The following is a 17911-nucleotide window of genomic DNA, read 5'->3' as shown; positions in this document are numbered from 1 at the left end:
CACCGGATGGGCGCGGTCGCATCGTCAGGATTGCAGATCGCCGGTCAGATCGCCTTGGCGCGCAGGGCGCCGCGGAAGGAATCGCGGAGATAGCCGAGCGTGGCGTCGGCATCGGCCGGCTTGCCGAACAGATAGCCTTGCCCGCCAGCACAGCCGAACTGCACCAGCCGATCGGCCTGCGCTTCTTCTTCAATGCCCTCGGCGACCACGTCCATGCCGAGCCCTTCGCACATGGCGAGAATGGCGCGGATGATGTGTTCCGACGGCCTATCATCGAGAATGGAGGAGACGAAGGCGCGGTCGATCTTGAGCTTGTCGAAATGGAATTCGCGCAAGCGGCCGAGCGAGGACTGGCCGGTGCCGAAATCGTCGAGCGAGACGCGGATGCCGACGCGGCGCAGATCCTCGACGATCTGCGCGGCCGAGGCCGGGTCGTTCATCAGGCCGGTCTCGGTGATCTCGATCTCCAGCCGGCGCGGATCGAATCCGGTGCGGTCGAGGATCGCCAGTATGTGCAGGCCGGTGTTCTGGTCGACAAGCTGCGAGGGCGACAGATTGAACGACAGGAACAGGTCCTTCGGCCAGCTTCTGGCGGCCTCCGTCGCCTTGCGCAGCACCAGCTGCGATAGCGGGCCGATGATGCCACGCTCTTCGGCGATGGGAATGAAAACGGTCGGCGGCACCGAGCCGAGATCGCGGTCTGTCCAGCGCGCCAGCGTCTCGAAGCCGATGGTGCGGCGCGTGTTGAGGTCGACGATGGGCTGGAAATGCGGCTCCACCTCCCCGGCCGAGACAGCGCGGCGCAGCGCCTGTTCGATGCGGGTGACGCGCTTGGCCGCTTCTTCCATCTCGCGGGTGTAGACGACGACGCGGCCGCGGCCGGAACGCTTGGCGTGGTAGAGCGCCGTCTCTGCCTTGTTGATGAGGATTTCGGTGGTCTCGTCGCCCGAAGAGAACAGCGAGCAGCCGACCGAGGCCGAAAGCCTGGCAGTGCGCTCGCCGACATCGTAGGGCGCCGACAGGATCTCGATCAGCATGCGGGATTTTTCGGCCGCTGCATCCTCGCTGAACACCAAGGGGTAGAGAAAGGCAAACTCGTCGGCGCCGATGCGGCAGACCGTGGAGTGGCCGTCCATCGAGGCGCGCAGCCGCATCGCGACCTGGATCAGGATGTCGTCGCCGGCCTTATGCCCGAACAAATCGTTGATCGGCTTGAAGCCGTCGAGGTCGAGAATGCCGACGGTAAAGGGTGCGGGATCGTCGGCACGGTCGGCGATCAGGCGATCGACCTTGTCGAAGAAGCGGCGATGGTTGCCAAGCCCGGTCAACGGATCTGTGAATGCCAGATCCGTGCTCTCCCTGTTTGCCTGACCGGTGCCAAACGAAGTTTGCATCGGTGTCCCTGTTTTGTGACGTCGGAATTTAGCTTCAGACTGGCAGCAAACCCTTTAGGAAACGTATCCCCAAATCGATTATTCGCGGGTAAAGCGCATTGCCTTCGAGAGGGTCGGCGCGACGCGCATCAAACCTGATGCCGGCCCTCAGCGGTTTGGCCGGACACGATAGAGTTCGAGCGCTGCGCCGCGGGTTTCCGCGATCGGCTCCAGCCATTCCGGCACGCTGCCGCGCATCAGCCCGGCAAGAAAACCATCTGGCGCGGTGAAGGCTAGAAGCTGGCTTTCCGGATTGCCGCGGCACAATGCGACAAGACCGACGTGATCATCCCTGGCGATCGACCTGGCTTGCGCCTCGGAACCGAGGAAAGCGTCGAGCGCGAGCAGGTCTCCCGCGACGTTGCGGTGGTAGGGTCCGGCGAAAACGCGATGCCGGGAGTACACCAGGATCGGCGATCCGAGATTGGAAACGGCAAGCACCGTGGTGCCCGGCATCCGCCCGAGCGCCGCAAACGTGGCCTTGGCATGGCAGGACGGGTCAACGCCAGCATTCTTGGTGGTTTTTGCGCCGGTTTCGAGCGCCGCTGCCGCTGCCTCGGCGGCGCCTGACCAGATCGAGTTCACCGAAATGAGCCAGGCAGCGGCCATCCGCAGCACGGAGCTGCGCGATGGGCTGGCTTCGGCTCGCTGCCGCCATTTGGCGATCCAGGCCGCCAGCGGGATCACCGCGAAGGCAATCGAGAATGTCGAGCCGCGCACTTGCCAGACGCTGACCAGGAACGCCACGACCAGCAGCGCGGCGACAAGGCTGTCCTGGCGCCGCCAGCCGCCACGGCCGAGGCGCAACGCCATCAGGACGATCGCCACCAGCGGCGTGACATAGCGCGCCGCCAGTTCGGCGGGATCCCGGGTGGCGAGCTGGAACAGCGACTGTGCCTCGTCGATGTGATCGAGCCACAGCATCTTCAGGCGCGGATCGAGCCCCACATATGGAGAGGCCAGGCATTGCGGAAACAGCGACAAGAGGACCGTGCCGAGCACGATGCCGAGCAGGCCAAGCGAGATCAGGCGGCGGCCGCGCGTGCGGCCGGCCGCTTCGATAGAAGCCGTGGCCGCAAGGCCAATTCCGGCGAGGGCGGCTACGACAAACTGCACGGTCGAGAAGGCATCGCATTCGACCTGGCCCCAAGCCGATATCGGGATGGTCGTGACGAAGACAAGCGCCGCGACGCCGGCTAAGCCAAGGCCGAAATCCCTGGCAATGAGCTTTTCGCCCGAACCGTCAAAGACAAACAGCGCCGCCACGCAGACGCCGATGGCGGCCACATAAGGAGCGGTTTCCATGCCGACGGCCAGTGTCAGCCCGGCGCACAGACCGGCAAGAAATGTCGCCGACCGGTGCGCGGGCGCCTCTATCAGGAGACTCAGGCTGGCGACGGTCAGCATCAGCTGGACATTGTGATGATCGAGCGCACCAGGTGCGAAGATGCCTATGAAATACAGTGCCGCCGCGCCGACGACGATTGCGGGCAGAACCGCGCCGTTGCCCGCGAAGCTGCGCGCTGCGCGCACGATGAAGACCATGGTCAGGCCGAAAAGCAGCGCCGGCCACGCCACCTGCGCGACGTTCTCGGCAAGCGCGGTGTTGCCTGTCAGGTTCGATACGGCAAGAACAATGGCGGCGATCGATGCATCGACCAGCCGCGACCAGTGCATGACAAAGCCGCCTTCCAGGCCCATCCGGTATTGATGCAGGTCGAACCAGCCCTGGCCGGCCAACAGGTCGCGCACTTCGACCAGCCGCAGCAGGTTGTCATTGTCGCCGCCGGCATCGATCAGCGCTGGGAACCCGGCGCAAGCGTTGACCGCGAGGAAGCCGAGCGTGGCGAGCAGCGCCAACGCGATATCGAACCTCCAGGTGGACGTTCCATCCTTGGCTATGCTCATCCCGATCGCCTTTGGCAGGAATGCCGGGTCTCTGGGACCAATCGACATTCATGAAGTCGGCCTTAAACCTAGCCTTAACGGCTTCAATAAATAGTAAAACCGCCTGAGCGAGCCCTCCGGTCGCGCGACCCGCGTGGTCGACAAGGCTTTCGGAGACGAAAATGCCGCAAGACGTTCGCTACGAACCTGTCATCGCCGTGCTCCTGCCTTGCTACAACGAGGAGCTGACGATCGCCGAAGTGGTGCGGCGGTTCCGTGAGGCGCTGCCAGCCGCCGCCATCTATGTCTACGACAACAATTCGCGCGATCTGACGGCGTTGCTGGCCCGCGCGGCGGGCGCCATCGTCGTTCGCGAGCCGCGCCAGGGCAAAGGCAATGTGGTGCGCCGCATGTTCGCCGACATCGAAGCCGACATCTACCTGATGGCCGATGGCGACGGCACCTATGCGCCGGAGGACGCGCCGCAGCTGATCAACACGCTGCTGACCGAGCGTTCCGACATGGTGGTGGGCACCAGGCGCGGCGTCACCGACGACGCCGGCAGGAACGGCCATGCCCTCGGCAACCGCATTTTCAACAGCCTCTACAAGCGGCTGTTCGGCAGCGATTTCACCGACATCTTCTCAGGCTATCGTGTCTTCACCAGGCGCTTCGTCAAGAGCTTCCCCGCCGTCTCTGGCGGTTTCGAGATCGAGACCGAAATGTCGGTGCACGCCTCGCAGCTCAAACTGCCGGTCAGCGAAATCGCGCTCGACTATGGCAGGCGGCCGGAGGGCTCGTCATCGAAGCTGTCGACCTGGGGCGACGGCGCCAAGATCCTGTGGATGTTCGGCATGCTGATGAAGGAAACGCAGCCGCAGCGCTTCTTCGGCGCCTTTGCCGTGTTCTTCCTGGCATCGAGCCTGTTCCTGATGACGCCGGTGCTGGTCGAGTTCGCCGAAACCGGCCTCGTGCCGCGCATGCCGACCTGGGTGCTGTCGGTCGGCCTGCTGCTGCTGTCGATGCTGGCGGCGATGACCGGGCTGATCCTCGATTCGGTATCGCGTGGCCGGGCCGAACAGAAGCGCATCTTCTATCTGTCGATGCCTTCGGGCCGTGTCGAGCGCAATCGCGAGGCGACGGCGCAAAGGCCGGCAGCGGGCAAGACCCCGCGCGCGGCCTGAACGGTGCAACGTATCGTCCGCTTTGTCTTTGCCGGCGGTGTCGGTTTCGTTGCCGATGCGGCGGCACTCTGGTTGCTGCTGGCGATCACGCCGCTCGGGCCGTTGGCCGCCCGCATCCTTTCGATCGGTTTCGCGCTCTGCGTCACCTGGCTGCTCAACCGCCACCTGACCTTCTCGCCGTCGAGCCGCGGTATTGCGAACGAAGGCGCGCGCTATGGCAGCGTCGGCGTCGCCACCAGAATCGTCAACTATCTCGTCTACTGCGCCATCCTGTTCGCGCTGCCGGCGGCCCCGCCGCTGGTAGCACTCGCCGTCGCCTCGCTGGTCGCCATGACGCTGTCCTTCCTTGGCTACTCGCGGCTGGTCTTCGACCGCTAGGGTGCTGGCCCGATTGGCAGAAGGCCTCGTGACCCTTATATCGCTGTGACCGACTGCGCTGGGGACCTGCCATGAAGCTGAAAATCGCCGTCCAGATGGACCACATCTCCGCCGTTTCGATCGCCGGCGACACCTCGTTCGCGCTGTCGCTGGAAGCGCAGCGGCGCGGCCATCTTCTGTTCCACTACACGCCCGACCGGCTGTCGCTGCGTGACGGCAAGGTGTTTGCCCGCATCGAGGAAATGCAGGTGCGCGACGAGAAGGGCAGCCATTATTCACTGGGCGAGAAGGTGCGCACCGATCTGTCGGAAATGGATGTCGTCCTGCTGCGCCAGGATCCGCCCTTCGACATGAACTACATCACCACCACCCATATTCTGGAGCGCATCCATCCGAAGACGTTGGTGGTCAACGACCCGGCCTGGGTGCGCAACAGCCCGGAAAAGATCTTCGTCACCGAGTTTGCCGACCTGATGCCAGACACGCTGATCACCAAGGATCCGCTGGAGGTTGCGGCCTTCCGCAAGGAGTTCGGCGACATCATCGTCAAGCCGCTCTACGGCAATGGCGGCGCCGGCATCTTCCATCTGCTTGAAGGCGACCGCAATCTTGCCTCGCTGCTCGAAATGTTCGGCCAGATGTTCCGCGAGCCCTATATCGTGCAGCGCTATCTCAAGGACGTACGCAAGGGCGACAAGCGCATCATCCTGATCGACGGCGAACCGGTCGGCGCCATCAACCGGGTGCCGGCCGAGCATGATTCCCGCTCCAACATGCATGTCGGCGGCCGCGCCGAAAAGACCGAGCTGACGGCGCGCGAGCGCGAAATCTGCGCCCGCATCGGACCTTCGCTGAAAGAGCGCGGTTTCATCCTGGTCGGCATTGACGTCATCGGCGACTATATGACCGAGATCAACGTCACCTCGCCGACCGGCGTGCGCGAGGTCAAGCGCTTCGGCGGCGCCGACATCGCCAGCCTGTTCTGGGACGCGGTCGAGGACAAGCGGCGGACGTAGTCCGTTTTCACTTTGTCTTAACCATGTTCTGTTTTTGCAACCGGGCTCTGTTCGGCTGCAACCTAGACGGTTGCATGTTCCTGTAATGTTCTTGATTTGACCGAGGAAGTGTGATTGTCTCCCGGAGGGCCATTCCTGGCCCGATCGCAGGGGCTGGGGCAAGCCTATATCCGGGGGCAAAAATGGTGGCGCGGGTTCGCACGGTCGCTTTCCAGGGCATCGAGGCTGTGCCGGTCGACGTGCAGGTGATGATCGCGCCCGGCAAGGTCAACATGCACATCGTCGGCCTTGCCGACAAGGCAGTGGCCGAAAGCCGCGAGCGGGTGCAGGCAGCACTTCATGCGTCCGGACTGTCGATGCCGTCGAAGAAGGTCACGGTCAATCTGGCGCCCGCCGACCTGCCCAAGGAAGGCAGCCATTACGATCTGCCGATCGCGCTTGGCCTGATGGCCGCACTGGGCGCCATTCCGGGTGACATGTTGGCCGGCTATGTCGTGCTTGGCGAATTGTCGCTCGACGGCACGATTGCCGCGGTCGCCGGTGCCTTGCCGGCGGCGATCGGCGCCAATGCCGAGGGCAAGGGCCTGATCTGCCCGTTCGCCTGCGGGCCGGAAGCGGCCTGGGCGGGTCGGGAATTCGACATATTGGCGCCGCGCAGCTTGATTGCGATTGCCAATCATTTTCGCGGCACGCAGGTGCTGTCGCGGCCGGAGGCCGGCATCCACGCCGCGGCGCGCGACCTGCCCGACCTCGCGGACATCAAGGGCCAGGAGACCGCCAAGCGGGCGTTGGAAGTGGCGGCGGCCGGTGGGCACAATTTGCTGATGATCGGGCCGCCGGGCTCAGGAAAATCGATGCTGGCGCAGCGGCTGCCGTCGATCCTGCCGCCGCTGGCGCCGAAGGAACTGCTCGAGGTTTCGATGATCGCCTCGGTGGCGGGGGAACTCGGCGAAGGCAAGCTGACCGACCGGCGGCCGTTCCGCGCCCCCCACCATTCGGCCTCGATGGCGGCGATGGTCGGCGGCGGCATCCGCGCGCGGCCGGGCGAAGTGTCGCTTGCCCATCATGGCGTGCTGTTCCTCGACGAGTTTCCAGAATTCACGCCGCAGACGCTCGATGCGCTGCGCCAGCCGCTGGAGACCGGCGACTGCATGATCGCGCGGGCCAATCATCGCGTCACCTATCCGGCGCGCATCCAACTGGTCGCGGCGATGAACCCGTGCCGCTGCGGCATGGCCGGTGAGCCGGGCTATCGCTGCCTGCGGGGCGAGCGGTGCCGCACCGACTACCAGGCGCGTATTTCGGGTCCGCTGCTCGACCGCATCGATCTCAGGATCGAGGTGCCGGCGGTCTCGGCCAGCGACCTGATCCGGCCCGACCGGTCGGAGAAAAGTGCCGATGTGGCGCTGCGCGTGGCCCGCGCCCGCACCATCCAGCGCGAACGCTTCGAGCGGCTCGGCGCTACCCGCGCCACCACCAACGCGCATTGCGCGCCGGCGGTCATCGAGGAGATCGCCATGCCTGACGCCGCCGGCCTGTCGCTGCTCAAGGACGCCAGCGAAAAGCTCGCCTTTTCGGCGCGGGCCTATCACCGCGTGTTGAAGGTCGCGAGAACACTGGCCGATCTCGACGCCAGCGAAACCGTCGGCCGCATCCACTTGGCCGAAGCGATTTCCTATCGCATGAGTACGGAGCGGGTGGCGCAGGCAGCGTAGGTCACTTGCCTACTGATGGCCATGCTTGCGTTCGGTTTGGTCCCAGCCGGCGAAATTCCGCGATCACGCCATAACCGCGTCCCTGCGAATCGACCATGTCTGCAGTGCGGCGGACCTGATTGTCCGCTTGGCCGGCGTCCTCACCACCCAACGGCCCCCCACCCGAATGGGCGCCGGCCATTTTCCTCCTCTTCAGCAAACATGGCATCGAGCCAGACTAAAGTCTTGGCTGCCGCATTGGACATTCCTTATTTAGACAATACGAATATGGTTGCGGTTGGGGACCCCGCTATGTTCATCGACTATTACGAAGTTTTGGAAGTTAGCCCGAACGCCAACTCGGAAACGCTGGAGCGCATATTTCGCTATTTTGCGATGCGCTATCATCCTGACAATCGGGAAACCGGGGATGAAGCCCGGTTCAGCGAAATCGTGGAAGCCCACAATACGCTCAAGGATCCGGTCAAGCGCGCTCAATACGACATCGCGTACCGAGACCATGCCGGCCTTCGTCGCGAGTTGACCGAGGAGGCCAGCAGCACCAAAGGCATCGAGCGGGATGTGGTGATCCAGGCCAAACTGCTGTCGCTGCTTTACGCGAAGCGCCGGCACGACGTCACCAATCCCGGGATCGGAGATGTAGAGCTCGAACGCTTGTCAGGCTGCCCGCGAGAACATCTCGAGTTTCATCTCTGGTACCTGAAAGCAAAAGGCTGGATAGCAAGAGTGGAAAACGGGACGATCGCGATTACGGTAGAGGGCGTCGATCGGGCCAACTCCGAACACCGCCGCGATCCCGCCATCCGGCTCCTGGACCATACAGGTTCCTAACGCCTCAGGCTGGAAGCCAGGTCCAAGACCCGCCTGTGCCTGTTCAGCCCTGCCGCGCCTTCAACTCCAGTCGCCGCGCGTGCAACACCGGCTCGGTGTAGCCATTGGGCTGGACGCGGCCCTTTAAGACCAGGTCGCAGGCCGCCTGGAAGGCGATCGAGTTGTCGAAATCGGCCGCCATCGGCTGGTAGAGCGGGTCGCCCTCGTTCTGGCGGTCGACAATGTCAGCCATGCGCTTCATCGTCGCCATCACCTGGTCCTCTGTGCACACGCCGTGATGCAGCCAGTTGGCGATGTGCTGCGAGGAGATGCGCAGCGTGGCGCGGTCCTCCATCAGGCCGACATCGTTGATATCAGGCACTTTCGAACAGCCAACGCCCTGGTCGATCCAGCGCACGACATAGCCCAGAATGCCTTGCGCGTTGTTGTCGAGCTCCTTCTGGATGTCTTCCGGCGACCAGTTCGGCCTTACCGCGACAGGCACCGACAGGATGTCGTCGAGCCTGGCCTTGGGCCGGTTCTTCAGCGCTGCCTGCACGGCGTGGACGTCGACCTTGTGGTAGTGCGTGGCGTGCAGCGTCGCCGCCGTTGGCGACGGCACCCAGGCGGTGTTCGCACCCGCCTTGGGATGGGCGATCTTCTCGACCAGCATCGCCGCCATCAGATCGGGCATCGCCCACATGCCCTTGCCGATCTGGGCGTGCCCGGCCAAGCCGCATTCGAGCCCGGTGTCGACATTCCAGGCCTCGTAGGCGGAAATCCAGGCGGCCTGCTTCATGTCGCCCTTGCGGATCATCGGCCCGGCTTCGATCGAGGTATGGATTTCGTCGCCGGTGCGGTCGAGGAAGCCGGTGTTGATGAACACGACACGCTCTTTTGCGGCGCGGATCGCCTCCTTGAGGTTGACGGTGGTGCGTCGCTCCTCGTCCATGATGCCCATCTTGATGGTGTTCTTGGCCATGCCGAGCAGGGCTTCGACGCGGTCGAAAATTTCGACGGCGAAAGCGACTTCCTCCGGCCCGTGCATCTTGGGTTTCACCACATACATCGAGCCGGCGCGGGAATTGGCGCGGCGGCCGTTCGGCCCGACATCGTGCAGCGCGATCATCGCCGTCAGCGCCGCATCCAGGATTCCCTCCGGAACCTCGTTGCCGTCGCGGTCTGTTATCGCCGGGTTGGTCATCAGGTGGCCGACATTCCTGACCAGCATCAGCGAACGGCCAGGCACGGTCAGCGTGCCGCCGGCGGGCGCGGTGTAGGAGCGGTCGGGATTGAGTTTGCGGACAAAACTCTTGCCGCCCTTGGTGATTTCCTCGGCCAGGTCGCCCTTCATCAGGCCAAGCCAGTTGCGGTAGACGACGACCTTGTCCTGCGCATCCACCGCCGCGACCGAATCCTCGCAGTCCTGGATGGTGGTCAGCGCCGATTCCAGGATGACGTCGGCGATGCCCGCCGGATCGGTGCGGCCGATCTGGTTGTTGCGGTCGATCATGATCTCGATGTGCAGCCCGTTCCGCACAAGCAGCACGGCATCGGGATTGGCGGCATCGCCACGATAGCCGACGAATTGTTTCGGGTTGGCCAGCGTCGTCGAGCCGGCACCGGCACTCAGCCGCAACGCGCCTTGCGCCAGCGACAGACCATTGACGCCGGCCCATTTGCCGGAGGTGAGCGGGGCAGCCTCGTCGAGAAAACTCTTCGTCCAGGCGACGACCTTGGCGCCGCGCGCCGGATTGAAGGCTTTGCCCTTTTCGACGCCATCGGTTTCGGGGATGGCATCGGTGCCGTAGAGCGCATCATAGAGCGAGCCCCAGCGCGCATTGGCGGCGTTGAGCGCATAGCGCGCATTCATCACCGGCACGACCAGTTGCGGCCCGGCAACGACTGCTATTTCGGGGTCGACATTGTCGGTCGACACGCTGAAGGCCGGGCCTTCGGGAACGAGATAGCCGATCTCTTTCAGGAAACCCTTGTAGGCTTCCATGTCGACGGGGGCGCCATGGTCGCGATACCAGCCGTCTATCTGTTCCTGGATAGCGTCGCGCTTTGCCAGCAGCGCCCGGTTCTTCGGGGCCAGGTCGTGGACGATGGCCGAAAAACCGTTCCAGAAGATGTCCGCTTCGATGCCTGTGCCCGGCAGCGCTTCCCTGGCCACGAACTCATGCAGCTCGCGGGCAATCCGCAATCCGGCGATCTCGATGCGATCGGTCATCAGGCTACTCCAGATGAAAGGCTTTGCGGGCCTTTGGCATGTCAGGAGTGCAGGGTCAATTCAGCTTAGGGTGAAGGGGCGTATTTAGGCCAATTGGCGAACGCGGTGGCAACAGCGTCCTTCTCCCCGTTTTCGGGGAGAAGATAGCGGCAGCCAGATGAGGGGCGGCGCGATGCTGAAAGTCCTTTTCTCGCGACGAAGCCAAGAACCAGTTGTCCTCAGTTCCGGTAGGCCGGTTCCTGCTCGTCGAGGATCGCCTTCAGCTCGCTGAGATGGCGTTCGGCCTGGCCGGGATAATCGTCCATCTCGCTTGCCGTCTTCTCGGCGACAGCATCAGACAGCGTGCGCAGTGGACGGCCGGTCCACAGCGCCTTGATGTAGGTCTCGGCGGCGCGCTCGAAATAGAACATACGGTTGAAGGCATCGGCGACCGTATCGCCGATGACCAGCACGCCATGATTGCCCATCACCATCACCTTGACCTTGGGATCGATGAGAAGCTGAGAGCAGCGTTCGCCCTCTTCCTCGAAGGCCAGCCCGCCATAATGCGCGTCGACGACATGGCGGTTGAAGAACATCGCCGAATTCTGGTCGATCGGCGGCAGGCGGGAATCGGCGAGCGAGGCCAGCACCGTGGCATGGATCGAATGGACATGCATGACGCAGCGCGCGTGGCGGACATTGCGATGGATGGCGCCATGCAGGCCCCACGCCGTCGGATCGGGGGCATCGGGGCCGGAGAGCGTTGCTGGATCGTTGGCATCGATCATCAAAAGGTCGCTCGCCTTGATGCGCGAGAAATGCACCTGATTGGGGTTCATCAGGAACTGTGTGCCGTCGTCATTGACGGCCAGCGAGAAATGATTGGCCACCGCCTCGTGCATGTTGAGCCGTACCGTCCAGCGAAAGGCACAGGCGAGATCGACGCGCTCTTCGTAGAAGGGCAGGTTGGTCAGCGTTTCCTTTTGCAGGCGTGCAATGCTCATGGAAAATCCTCCAGTTTTGACAAGAATGCCGTGGCCAGCCCGTCCCCGCAACCGGTTTTGGTTGGTGCAGGGATGGCTATCTCACGCTGCCGTGCCGGCAGCGGCAGCGTTGGCTCGCAGGCCGCCATGCTCGATGATGAAATCGATGACCTCCTGCAGTCCCTTGCCGCGCGACAGGTCGGTGAAGCCGAAGGGTCGCTTGCCGCGCATGCGGCCGGCGTCGCTTTCCATGACATCGAGATTGACGTTCACGTACGGAGCGAGGTCGCTCTTGTTGATGACCAGGAAGTCGGAGCGGGTGATCGCCGGTCCGCCCTTGCGCGGGATTTCTTCGCCCTGGCAGACGGAGATGACGTAGAGCGTCAGGTCGGCGAGATCAGGCGAGAAGGTGGCAGCGAGGTTGTCGCCGCCGGATTCGATGAAGACGATGTCGAGATCCGGGAATTTTTTGTTCATCTGCGCGATCGCCTGCAGATTGATCGAAGCGTCTTCCCGGATAGCTGTGTGCGGGCAGCCGCCGGTCTCGACACCCATGATGCGGTCCTCGGGCAGCGCCTGCAGCCGTGCCAGCATCATGGCGTCTTCCTTGGTGTAGATGTCGTTGGTGACGACCGCGATGGAGAACTCGTCGCGCAGCGCCTTGCACAGCTTTTCGGTCAGCGTCGTCTTGCCCGAACCGACCGGACCACCGATACCGACGCGCAGCGGGCCATTTGTCTGTGTCATGCGGGAAACTCCGTGATGGCGAGGATGGCAAAGCCGGACCCTATCAACAGGCACAGCGGCGAATAATAGCGGACATCGAGCCGCGCGAAAGGCTGTTCCGGCGCCCGCCGCCGCCACCATGGCGTGAAGCCGGCAATGCCACGCCCCAGGAACACCAGTCCGATGAGCAGCGACGTGGCGGCGAGACCCTCCTTTGGGAAAGGTGAAGCGAAGACCCCCATGAGCGCCAGCGGCCACAGTGTCGCCAGGCACAGGCACGCGGCAACGGCAAAGCTGGCGAACGGCGTCGGCATCTCATGGACGCCGCGAAAGCCGACAACGGCGTGGGCGCAGGAAGCCGCATCCTTGCCCGGCCAGATACCGCCAAGGCCCCAATAGACATGCAGCGCGGTGATCAGCAGCAGGACGGCCGAGAGGGCGAAGGCAAGAAAAATCATGAGCGGAACAATCGCGAATACTGGGTTTCATGCTTCATCGCCATGACATCGGAAACGAAGGCGCAGCCGCCGAGATCATCCAATGTAGAGCGCGCAGCGCGGTTGGCGGTCGCTAGGGCCAGTGGTTCGAAGCCGGCTAACAACGTGGTCGCACCGCTCTGGCCAACGATGCCAAGCCGGATCGCTGCCTGGACGAGGTTGGAGAAGAAGGTTTGCAGGAAGGCGGATAGCGCATCCCGAAGGGCAATCGAATTGCCGCCGGCGATGGCGCCGACAGCAACGCAATAGGCGCATTCAGCCGGCAAGCGCGCCAGCACCGGGTTGGGCCAGGCTGCCGCCGCCTTGAGGAAGGCCGCACCCTGCAACATGGTCTCGGTGTGGCGTTCGCGCGAGCCGGCCAGCGCTTCGGCAAGTGCCGCCACTTCATCGAGATCACCGGTACCGCGTGCCCGGCGCCAGCTCTCGGCGAACAGCACGGCGTCGTTCCAGCCCGAGCCCAACTCGACCAGCGTCTCCAGCCAATCGGCCAGGCTCCTGGCATCGGCAATCAGCCCGTCATGCACCGCCCGTTCAAGACCATGGCTGTAGGAAAAACCGCCGACCGGAAAGGAAGGCGACAACCACGCCATCAGCCGCAGCAGGGCGATGTTCGAAGGCTGGTCAGTCATGATCATGGTCGTGGCCGGCATGACTGTGCGAATGGGAATGCGCTTCGCCATGAGAATGGCTGTGTGCTTCCGTGTGGCTGTGCGCGTGCGCCTCGGCATGCGCGTGACCGTGATCATGTCCGCCGGAATAGGCGCCGCGCACCGGCTTGAACGGCTCGGACACGTCGGTCACCGTGGCGCCGAGCCCCTCCAGCATCGCCTTGATGACGTGGTCGCGCAGGATGAGGATGCGCCCGGCTTCGATGCTGGCCGCGAGATGACGGTTGCCGATGTGCCACGCGAGTTCGGCCAGATGCACGCCGTCGCGGGCGCGGATATCGTAGACCTCTTCCGGCGCCGCGACGATCTCGATATGGCCGCCATTCTCCAGCACCAGCCGGTCGCCATCGTTCAGCGCGACCGGCTCGGGCAGGTCGACCAGCACCTTGCCGCCGTCGGCCAGTTCGATGGCGCGGCGGCGCAGATGCCGCTCGTCATGGGCGAGAATGGCACGACCGGACGGTAGGGTGGTCCCGGCAGCGCCGGCGGGCAACACCGAGACGGCGCGTGGAAATTTGGTGAAGTCGGTGTTGAGGTTGAGCTTCATTTCATGGAGCCTTCATTTGCTTGCGCCCTTGCGCGGGCTGGCCGCGCCAGCACGCGGTCGAAATAGGCGTTGACGCGCTCGGAGTCGATCGGGAACCGGCCGGCACGCGCCCAGCCACCCATGTCACCGAGCAGCACGTCGACGGCTGAAAACCGTTCGCCGAGCGCGAACGGCTTGTCGCCCAGCCGCCGCTCAAGCGCCTTCAGTTCCGAGGCGAAATCGTACGCCGCCGCAGGGCCGACATCGACCCGCACGTCCTTCGGCAGCAGGAAGCGGTGGCGCAGCTTGTTCCACAGCGGCGCTTCCAGCTCGCTCTGGGCAAAATGCATCCAGGAATCCATTTCGGCGCGACCGGCTAGGCCTGGGTTTGCGCCCATACCAATGTCCGCGTGCTTGTCGGCGAGATAGACGCAGATCGCCGCCGAATCCGTCACCGTCAGCTCTCCGTCGATCAGGATTGGCACCTTGCCCGACGGATTGAGCACATAGGCTTCCGGCGAGCGCAGCTGAACTTCGACAAATTCATAGGGCTGCCCGAGTTCCTCGAGCATCCAGAGAACGCGGCTGACCCGGGATCCACGCGATCCGACGGCCTTGTACATGTTGAACCCTGCCTTTCCCGAACAAGCTAGACCATCGCGTCCGCTCAGACGATGGTGTCGAAGAGCCGCAGGATGAACGATATCTGATAGATGAGCGCCGCCGTGACGAAGGCGATGTGAAAGCGCCGATCGCGCACCAGGATCGCGATGATGCAAAGCGCGACGAAGACCGGCGTGCGGAACAGATACTCGCTGCCGAAGCGGGCGAAATGCTCCGGCCCCTTCAGCAGCGTGTCGACCACATCCAGCAGATAGGTCGCCGCCAGCAGGCCGAAGAACCAGGCCCGGCGCGAATAGAAGAAATCCTCGTAGCTGGTGTAGTCCAGCATCGAATCGGGAAACAAAAGCGCGCACAGCAGGAACAGCGTGATCGCGTAGAAGATGATGAACAAATATTTTCCGAAGGTCCAGGACTGGATGGCATAGAGGCCGAACTCCCACCACCAGAAATGCACCAGCATCAGAAGCACCGAGGCGACCCAGGCCAGATGCACGGGATAGAGCCGGTACTGGCCGGGATGCTGGACGATGCGCGCCACCCCCGACAGCAGGCGGGCGACACCAAGCCCGATCACCATGCCCATGACGATGCGGATGTGTGGGAATATGTCATGGGCGGAGGCGATCTGCTGTTCCATCGGAGATCAACGGCGCTCCCAGGCTATGCAAAGCATCGCACTAGCACGGATGGTTCATTCGCGAACAAGCTGATCCGACGACCACGGAACGCCTGGGAAAAAATCTTGATCCAGCACGTCTGCAACCAGATAAGGACAATCGGCCGGAAAATCCTCTTCGGACAACCCTGTCTCCTCAGCGGCTTTCAATCTCGCAAAGTCAAACTCGCTGGCGAGTTGCTTGTGGGGATAGTTCTTCAAGCTCGGGCTTTCAGTGATCAGCTTCTTAATCCGGTGCCGCTGTTCGCGGATCGTTAGAAGCCAGCCTGTTTTTCGCCCGTCTGCCTGGAACTGCCATTTAAGCAAATGCTGGAGCAGAGTGCCCAGTCTGCTATCGATCTCTCGTTTATCGCTCCGCCCCAAGCTCTCGATCTCCTCGGCAAGATTCTCGCGGTCGAGGTCGGACAGACGACCTTCGCGCAACAGCGCGCCTTGCTCGGCGCACCACTGAGCATAGTCGGCCTCATAGGGCGTCAATTGCTGTTTGCGAAAAATCTTATTCATGAACTCTATATTGCTCCAAAGAGGCCAGATTTCCAAGTTGGAAGCAAAGGGATGGGGCCATCAGGCGGTCCAACGAAACATTTTCGGCGCTGCGATCGACAAACCATGCACAGTTTGCGCTAGTGGTTGACGAAATGCGCGCATTTTGCGGTCAGAGGAATTTGGCTAAATTCATGAATTTCGGCCAGCGAATCTGCCTCAAAACAGAAAATACCGCTGCGCCATCGGCAGCACGGTTGCCGGCTCGCAGGTCAAAAGCTCGCCGTCGGCGCGGACCTCATAGGTTTCCGGGTCGACCTCGACATGCGGCGTGGCGTCGTTGAGCACCATCGAATGCTTGCCGATGCCGCCGCGCGTGTTTTCGACGGCGACGAACTGCTTGTCGACGCCAAGCCTGCCGTGCAAGCCGGACTCAAGCGCGGCTTTCGAAACGAAGGTCACCGAGGAGTTGGTCCTGGCCTTGCCGTAGGCGCCGAACATCGGCCGGTAGTGCATCGGCTGCGGCGTCGGGATCGAGGCGTTGGGGTCGCCCATCGGGGCAGCGGCGATCATGCCGCCGATCAGCACCATGTCCGGCTTGACGCCGAAGAAGGCCGGGTTCCACAGCACCAGGTCGGCGCGCTTTCCCACCGCGATCGAGCCGATATCCCTGGACAGCCCATGCGCGATGGCCGGGTTGATGGTGTATTTGGCAATGTAGCGGCGGACGCGGAAATTGTCGTTGTTGCCGGTTTCCTGCGGCAGCGAGCCGCGCTGGCGCTTCATCTTGTCGGCGGTCTGCCAGGTGCGGATAGCGACTTCGCCGACACGGCCCATGGCCTGGCTGTCCGACGAGATGATCGAGAAGGCGCCGATATCGTGCAGGATGTCTTCGGCCGCGATGGTCTCCTTGCGGATTCGGCTTTCGGCAAAGGCGATGTCTTCCGGGATCGACGGCGACAAATGATGGCAGACCATCAGCATGTCGAGATGCTCGGCAAGCGTGTTGACCGTGTAGGGCCGCGTCGGATTGGTCGAGGACGGGATGACGTTGGGCAGGCCGCAGACCTTGATGATGTCGGGTGCGTGGCCGCCGCCGGCGCCCTCGGTGTGGAAGGCGTGGATGGTGCGGCCCTTGATGGCGGCGACCGTGTTCTCGACGAAGCCGGATTCGTTCAGCGTGTCGGTGTGGATCATCACCTGCACGTCGTAGTCGTCGGCAACCGACAGGCAGCAATCGATGGCCGCCGGCGTCGTGCCCCAGTCCTCGTGCAGTTTCAGCGAACAGGCGCCGCCCAGCACCATTTCCTCGAGCGCGGCAGGCAAGGAGGCATTGCCCTTGCCCGACAGGCCGATGTTCATAGGGAAGGCGTCGAAGGACTGGATCATGCGGGCCATGTGCCATGGCCCTGGCGTGCAGGTGGTGGCCAGCGTGCCGTGCGCCGGGCCGGTGCCGCCGCCAAGCATGGTGGTGATGCCGCTCATCAGCGCTTCCTCGATCTGCTGCGGGCAGATGAAGTGGATATGCGCGTCGAAGCCGCCGGCGGTCAGGATCTTGCCTTCGCCGGCGATGATCTCGGTGCCGGGGCCGATGATGATGGTCACGCCATCTTGCGTGTCCGGATTGCCGGCCTTGCCGATGGCCGCGATGCGGCCGTCCCTGAGGCCGATATCGGCCTTGAAGATGCCGGCGCTTGCGTCGAGCACCAGCGCGTTGGTGATCACTGTGTCGACGGCGCCTTGCGCCCTGGAAACCTGGCTCTGGCCCATCCCGTCGCGGATCACCTTGCCGCCGCCGAATTTTACCTCCTCGCCATGGGTGGTCAGGTCCCTTTCGACCTCGATGAACAGTTCGGTGTCGGCAAGCCGCACTTTGTCGCCAACCGTCGGGCCATACATCTGCGCATAGGTGGTGCGGGTAATTCTGGCCATCAGCGATTGCTCCCGAAATGCGGTTTGCCGAAATTGATCGAAACCCGGCTGCACATTGTCGCCATCCTATGGTCACGGAATGACCCGCTGGGCGACACCTTCTGATCCCATTTGGCGGTTGAGGTTAGGGGGTCACCCCAAAACGACCGTTTGCCAAT

17 protein-coding genes are annotated in these 17911 nt (G+C 63.3%); 5 read left to right on the top strand and 12 right to left on the bottom strand.

The window, feature by feature from the left end; genetic code table 11:
• Nucleotides 1–44: 44 nt before the first annotated feature.
• Both ACSQ3L_RS02855 and ACSQ3L_RS02850 read right to left on the bottom strand, forming a co-directional pair.
• Nucleotides 45–1394 (bottom strand): putative bifunctional diguanylate cyclase/phosphodiesterase, encoded by a 1350-nt coding sequence (locus ACSQ3L_RS02855; RefSeq protein ID WP_436158554.1) that lies wholly within the window; start codon nucleotides 1392–1394, stop codon nucleotides 45–47.
• A gap of 147 nt (nucleotides 1395–1541) precedes the next feature.
• Nucleotides 1542–3341, bottom strand: coding sequence for a GtrA family protein (locus ACSQ3L_RS02850; RefSeq protein WP_436158553.1), 1800 nt, complete (start codon nucleotides 3339–3341; stop codon nucleotides 1542–1544).
• A 161-nt stretch (nucleotides 3342–3502) separates the two neighbouring features.
• On the opposite strand from ACSQ3L_RS02850, the gene ACSQ3L_RS02845 reads away from it, so the two are divergent.
• The 5 genes from ACSQ3L_RS02845 (at nucleotide 3503) to ACSQ3L_RS02825 (ending at nucleotide 8444) form a co-directional block, all read left to right on the top strand.
• Complete coding sequence (locus ACSQ3L_RS02845; RefSeq protein ID WP_436158552.1) at nucleotides 3503–4504, top strand: glycosyltransferase; 1002 nt, start codon at nucleotides 3503–3505, stop codon at nucleotides 4502–4504.
• A gap of 3 nt (nucleotides 4505–4507) precedes the next feature.
• On the top strand, nucleotides 4508–4882 hold the full coding sequence (locus ACSQ3L_RS02840; RefSeq protein WP_436158551.1) for a GtrA family protein: 375 nt from the start codon (nucleotides 4508–4510) through the stop codon (nucleotides 4880–4882).
• 71 nt (nucleotides 4883–4953) lie between these two features.
• On the top strand, nucleotides 4954–5898 hold the full coding sequence (gene gshB, locus ACSQ3L_RS02835) for a glutathione synthase (RefSeq protein ID WP_436158550.1): 945 nt from the start codon (nucleotides 4954–4956) through the stop codon (nucleotides 5896–5898).
• Nucleotides 5899–6080: 182 nt separating this feature from the next.
• On the top strand, nucleotides 6081–7613 hold the full coding sequence (locus tag ACSQ3L_RS02830; protein WP_436158549.1) for a YifB family Mg chelatase-like AAA ATPase: 1533 nt from the start codon (nucleotides 6081–6083) through the stop codon (nucleotides 7611–7613).
• A gap of 291 nt (nucleotides 7614–7904) precedes the next feature.
• Nucleotides 7905–8444 carry a DnaJ domain-containing protein gene (locus ACSQ3L_RS02825; RefSeq protein WP_436158548.1) on the top strand — a complete coding sequence of 180 codons (540 nt, stop codon included), beginning with the start codon at nucleotides 7905–7907 and terminating at the stop codon, nucleotides 8442–8444.
• A 43-nt stretch (nucleotides 8445–8487) separates the two neighbouring features.
• On the opposite strand, the gene ACSQ3L_RS02820 is transcribed toward ACSQ3L_RS02825, so the two are convergent.
• The 10 genes from ACSQ3L_RS02820 to ureC all read right to left on the bottom strand — a co-directional run bounded on the left by ACSQ3L_RS02820 (nucleotide 8488) and on the right by ureC (nucleotide 17753).
• Nucleotides 8488–10656: a malate synthase G gene (locus ACSQ3L_RS02820; protein ID WP_436158547.1), complete on the bottom strand. Its 2169-nt coding sequence runs from the start codon at nucleotides 10654–10656 to the stop codon at nucleotides 8488–8490.
• A 218-nt stretch (nucleotides 10657–10874) separates the two neighbouring features.
• Nucleotides 10875–11642 (bottom strand): class II aldolase and adducin N-terminal domain-containing protein, encoded by a 768-nt coding sequence (locus tag ACSQ3L_RS02815; RefSeq protein ID WP_436158546.1) that lies wholly within the window; start codon nucleotides 11640–11642, stop codon nucleotides 10875–10877.
• Nucleotides 11643–11723: 81 nt separating this feature from the next.
• Nucleotides 11724–12368, bottom strand: a complete 645-nt coding sequence (ureG, locus tag ACSQ3L_RS02810; protein ID WP_436158545.1) for an urease accessory protein UreG — start codon at nucleotides 12366–12368, stop codon at nucleotides 11724–11726.
• Nucleotides 12365–12805 (bottom strand): DUF3995 domain-containing protein, encoded by a 441-nt coding sequence (locus tag ACSQ3L_RS02805; RefSeq protein ID WP_436158544.1) that lies wholly within the window; start codon nucleotides 12803–12805, stop codon nucleotides 12365–12367. The genes ureG and ACSQ3L_RS02805 overlap by 4 nt, the downstream gene beginning before the upstream one ends.
• Nucleotides 12802–13473, bottom strand: coding sequence for an urease accessory protein UreF (locus tag ACSQ3L_RS02800; protein ID WP_436158543.1), 672 nt, complete (start codon nucleotides 13471–13473; stop codon nucleotides 12802–12804). Before ACSQ3L_RS02800 ends, ACSQ3L_RS02805 begins: the two co-directional genes overlap by 4 nt.
• Nucleotides 13466–14059, bottom strand: a complete 594-nt coding sequence (locus ACSQ3L_RS02795) for an urease accessory protein UreE (RefSeq protein ID WP_436158542.1) — start codon at nucleotides 14057–14059, stop codon at nucleotides 13466–13468. Before ACSQ3L_RS02795 ends, ACSQ3L_RS02800 begins: the two co-directional genes overlap by 8 nt.
• On the bottom strand, nucleotides 14056–14661 hold the full coding sequence (locus ACSQ3L_RS02790) for a glutathione S-transferase family protein (RefSeq protein ID WP_436158541.1): 606 nt from the start codon (nucleotides 14659–14661) through the stop codon (nucleotides 14056–14058). The genes ACSQ3L_RS02795 and ACSQ3L_RS02790 overlap by 4 nt, the downstream gene beginning before the upstream one ends.
• 44 nt (nucleotides 14662–14705) lie before the next feature.
• Entirely contained in the window at nucleotides 14706–15299 is a 594-nt protein-coding gene (locus ACSQ3L_RS02785) for a hypothetical protein (RefSeq protein ID WP_436158540.1), read from the bottom strand.
• A gap of 54 nt (nucleotides 15300–15353) precedes the next feature.
• A complete protein-coding gene (locus ACSQ3L_RS02780) occupies nucleotides 15354–15842 on the bottom strand; it encodes a DUF29 domain-containing protein (RefSeq protein ID WP_436158539.1) in 489 nt (162 codons plus the stop codon).
• A gap of 198 nt (nucleotides 15843–16040) precedes the next feature.
• Entirely contained in the window at nucleotides 16041–17753 is a 1713-nt protein-coding gene (gene ureC / locus ACSQ3L_RS02775) for an urease subunit alpha (protein WP_436158538.1), read from the bottom strand.
• Nucleotides 17754–17911: the final 158 nt, after the last annotated feature.

Origin of the sequence: Mesorhizobium sp. LjRoot246 (assembly GCF_964254115.1) — a bacterium.
Taxonomy (GTDB): domain Bacteria; phylum Pseudomonadota; class Alphaproteobacteria; order Rhizobiales; family Rhizobiaceae; genus Mesorhizobium.
Note: the sequence above shows the minus strand (reverse complement) of the source record. Positions and strands in the feature narration are given on the sequence as shown.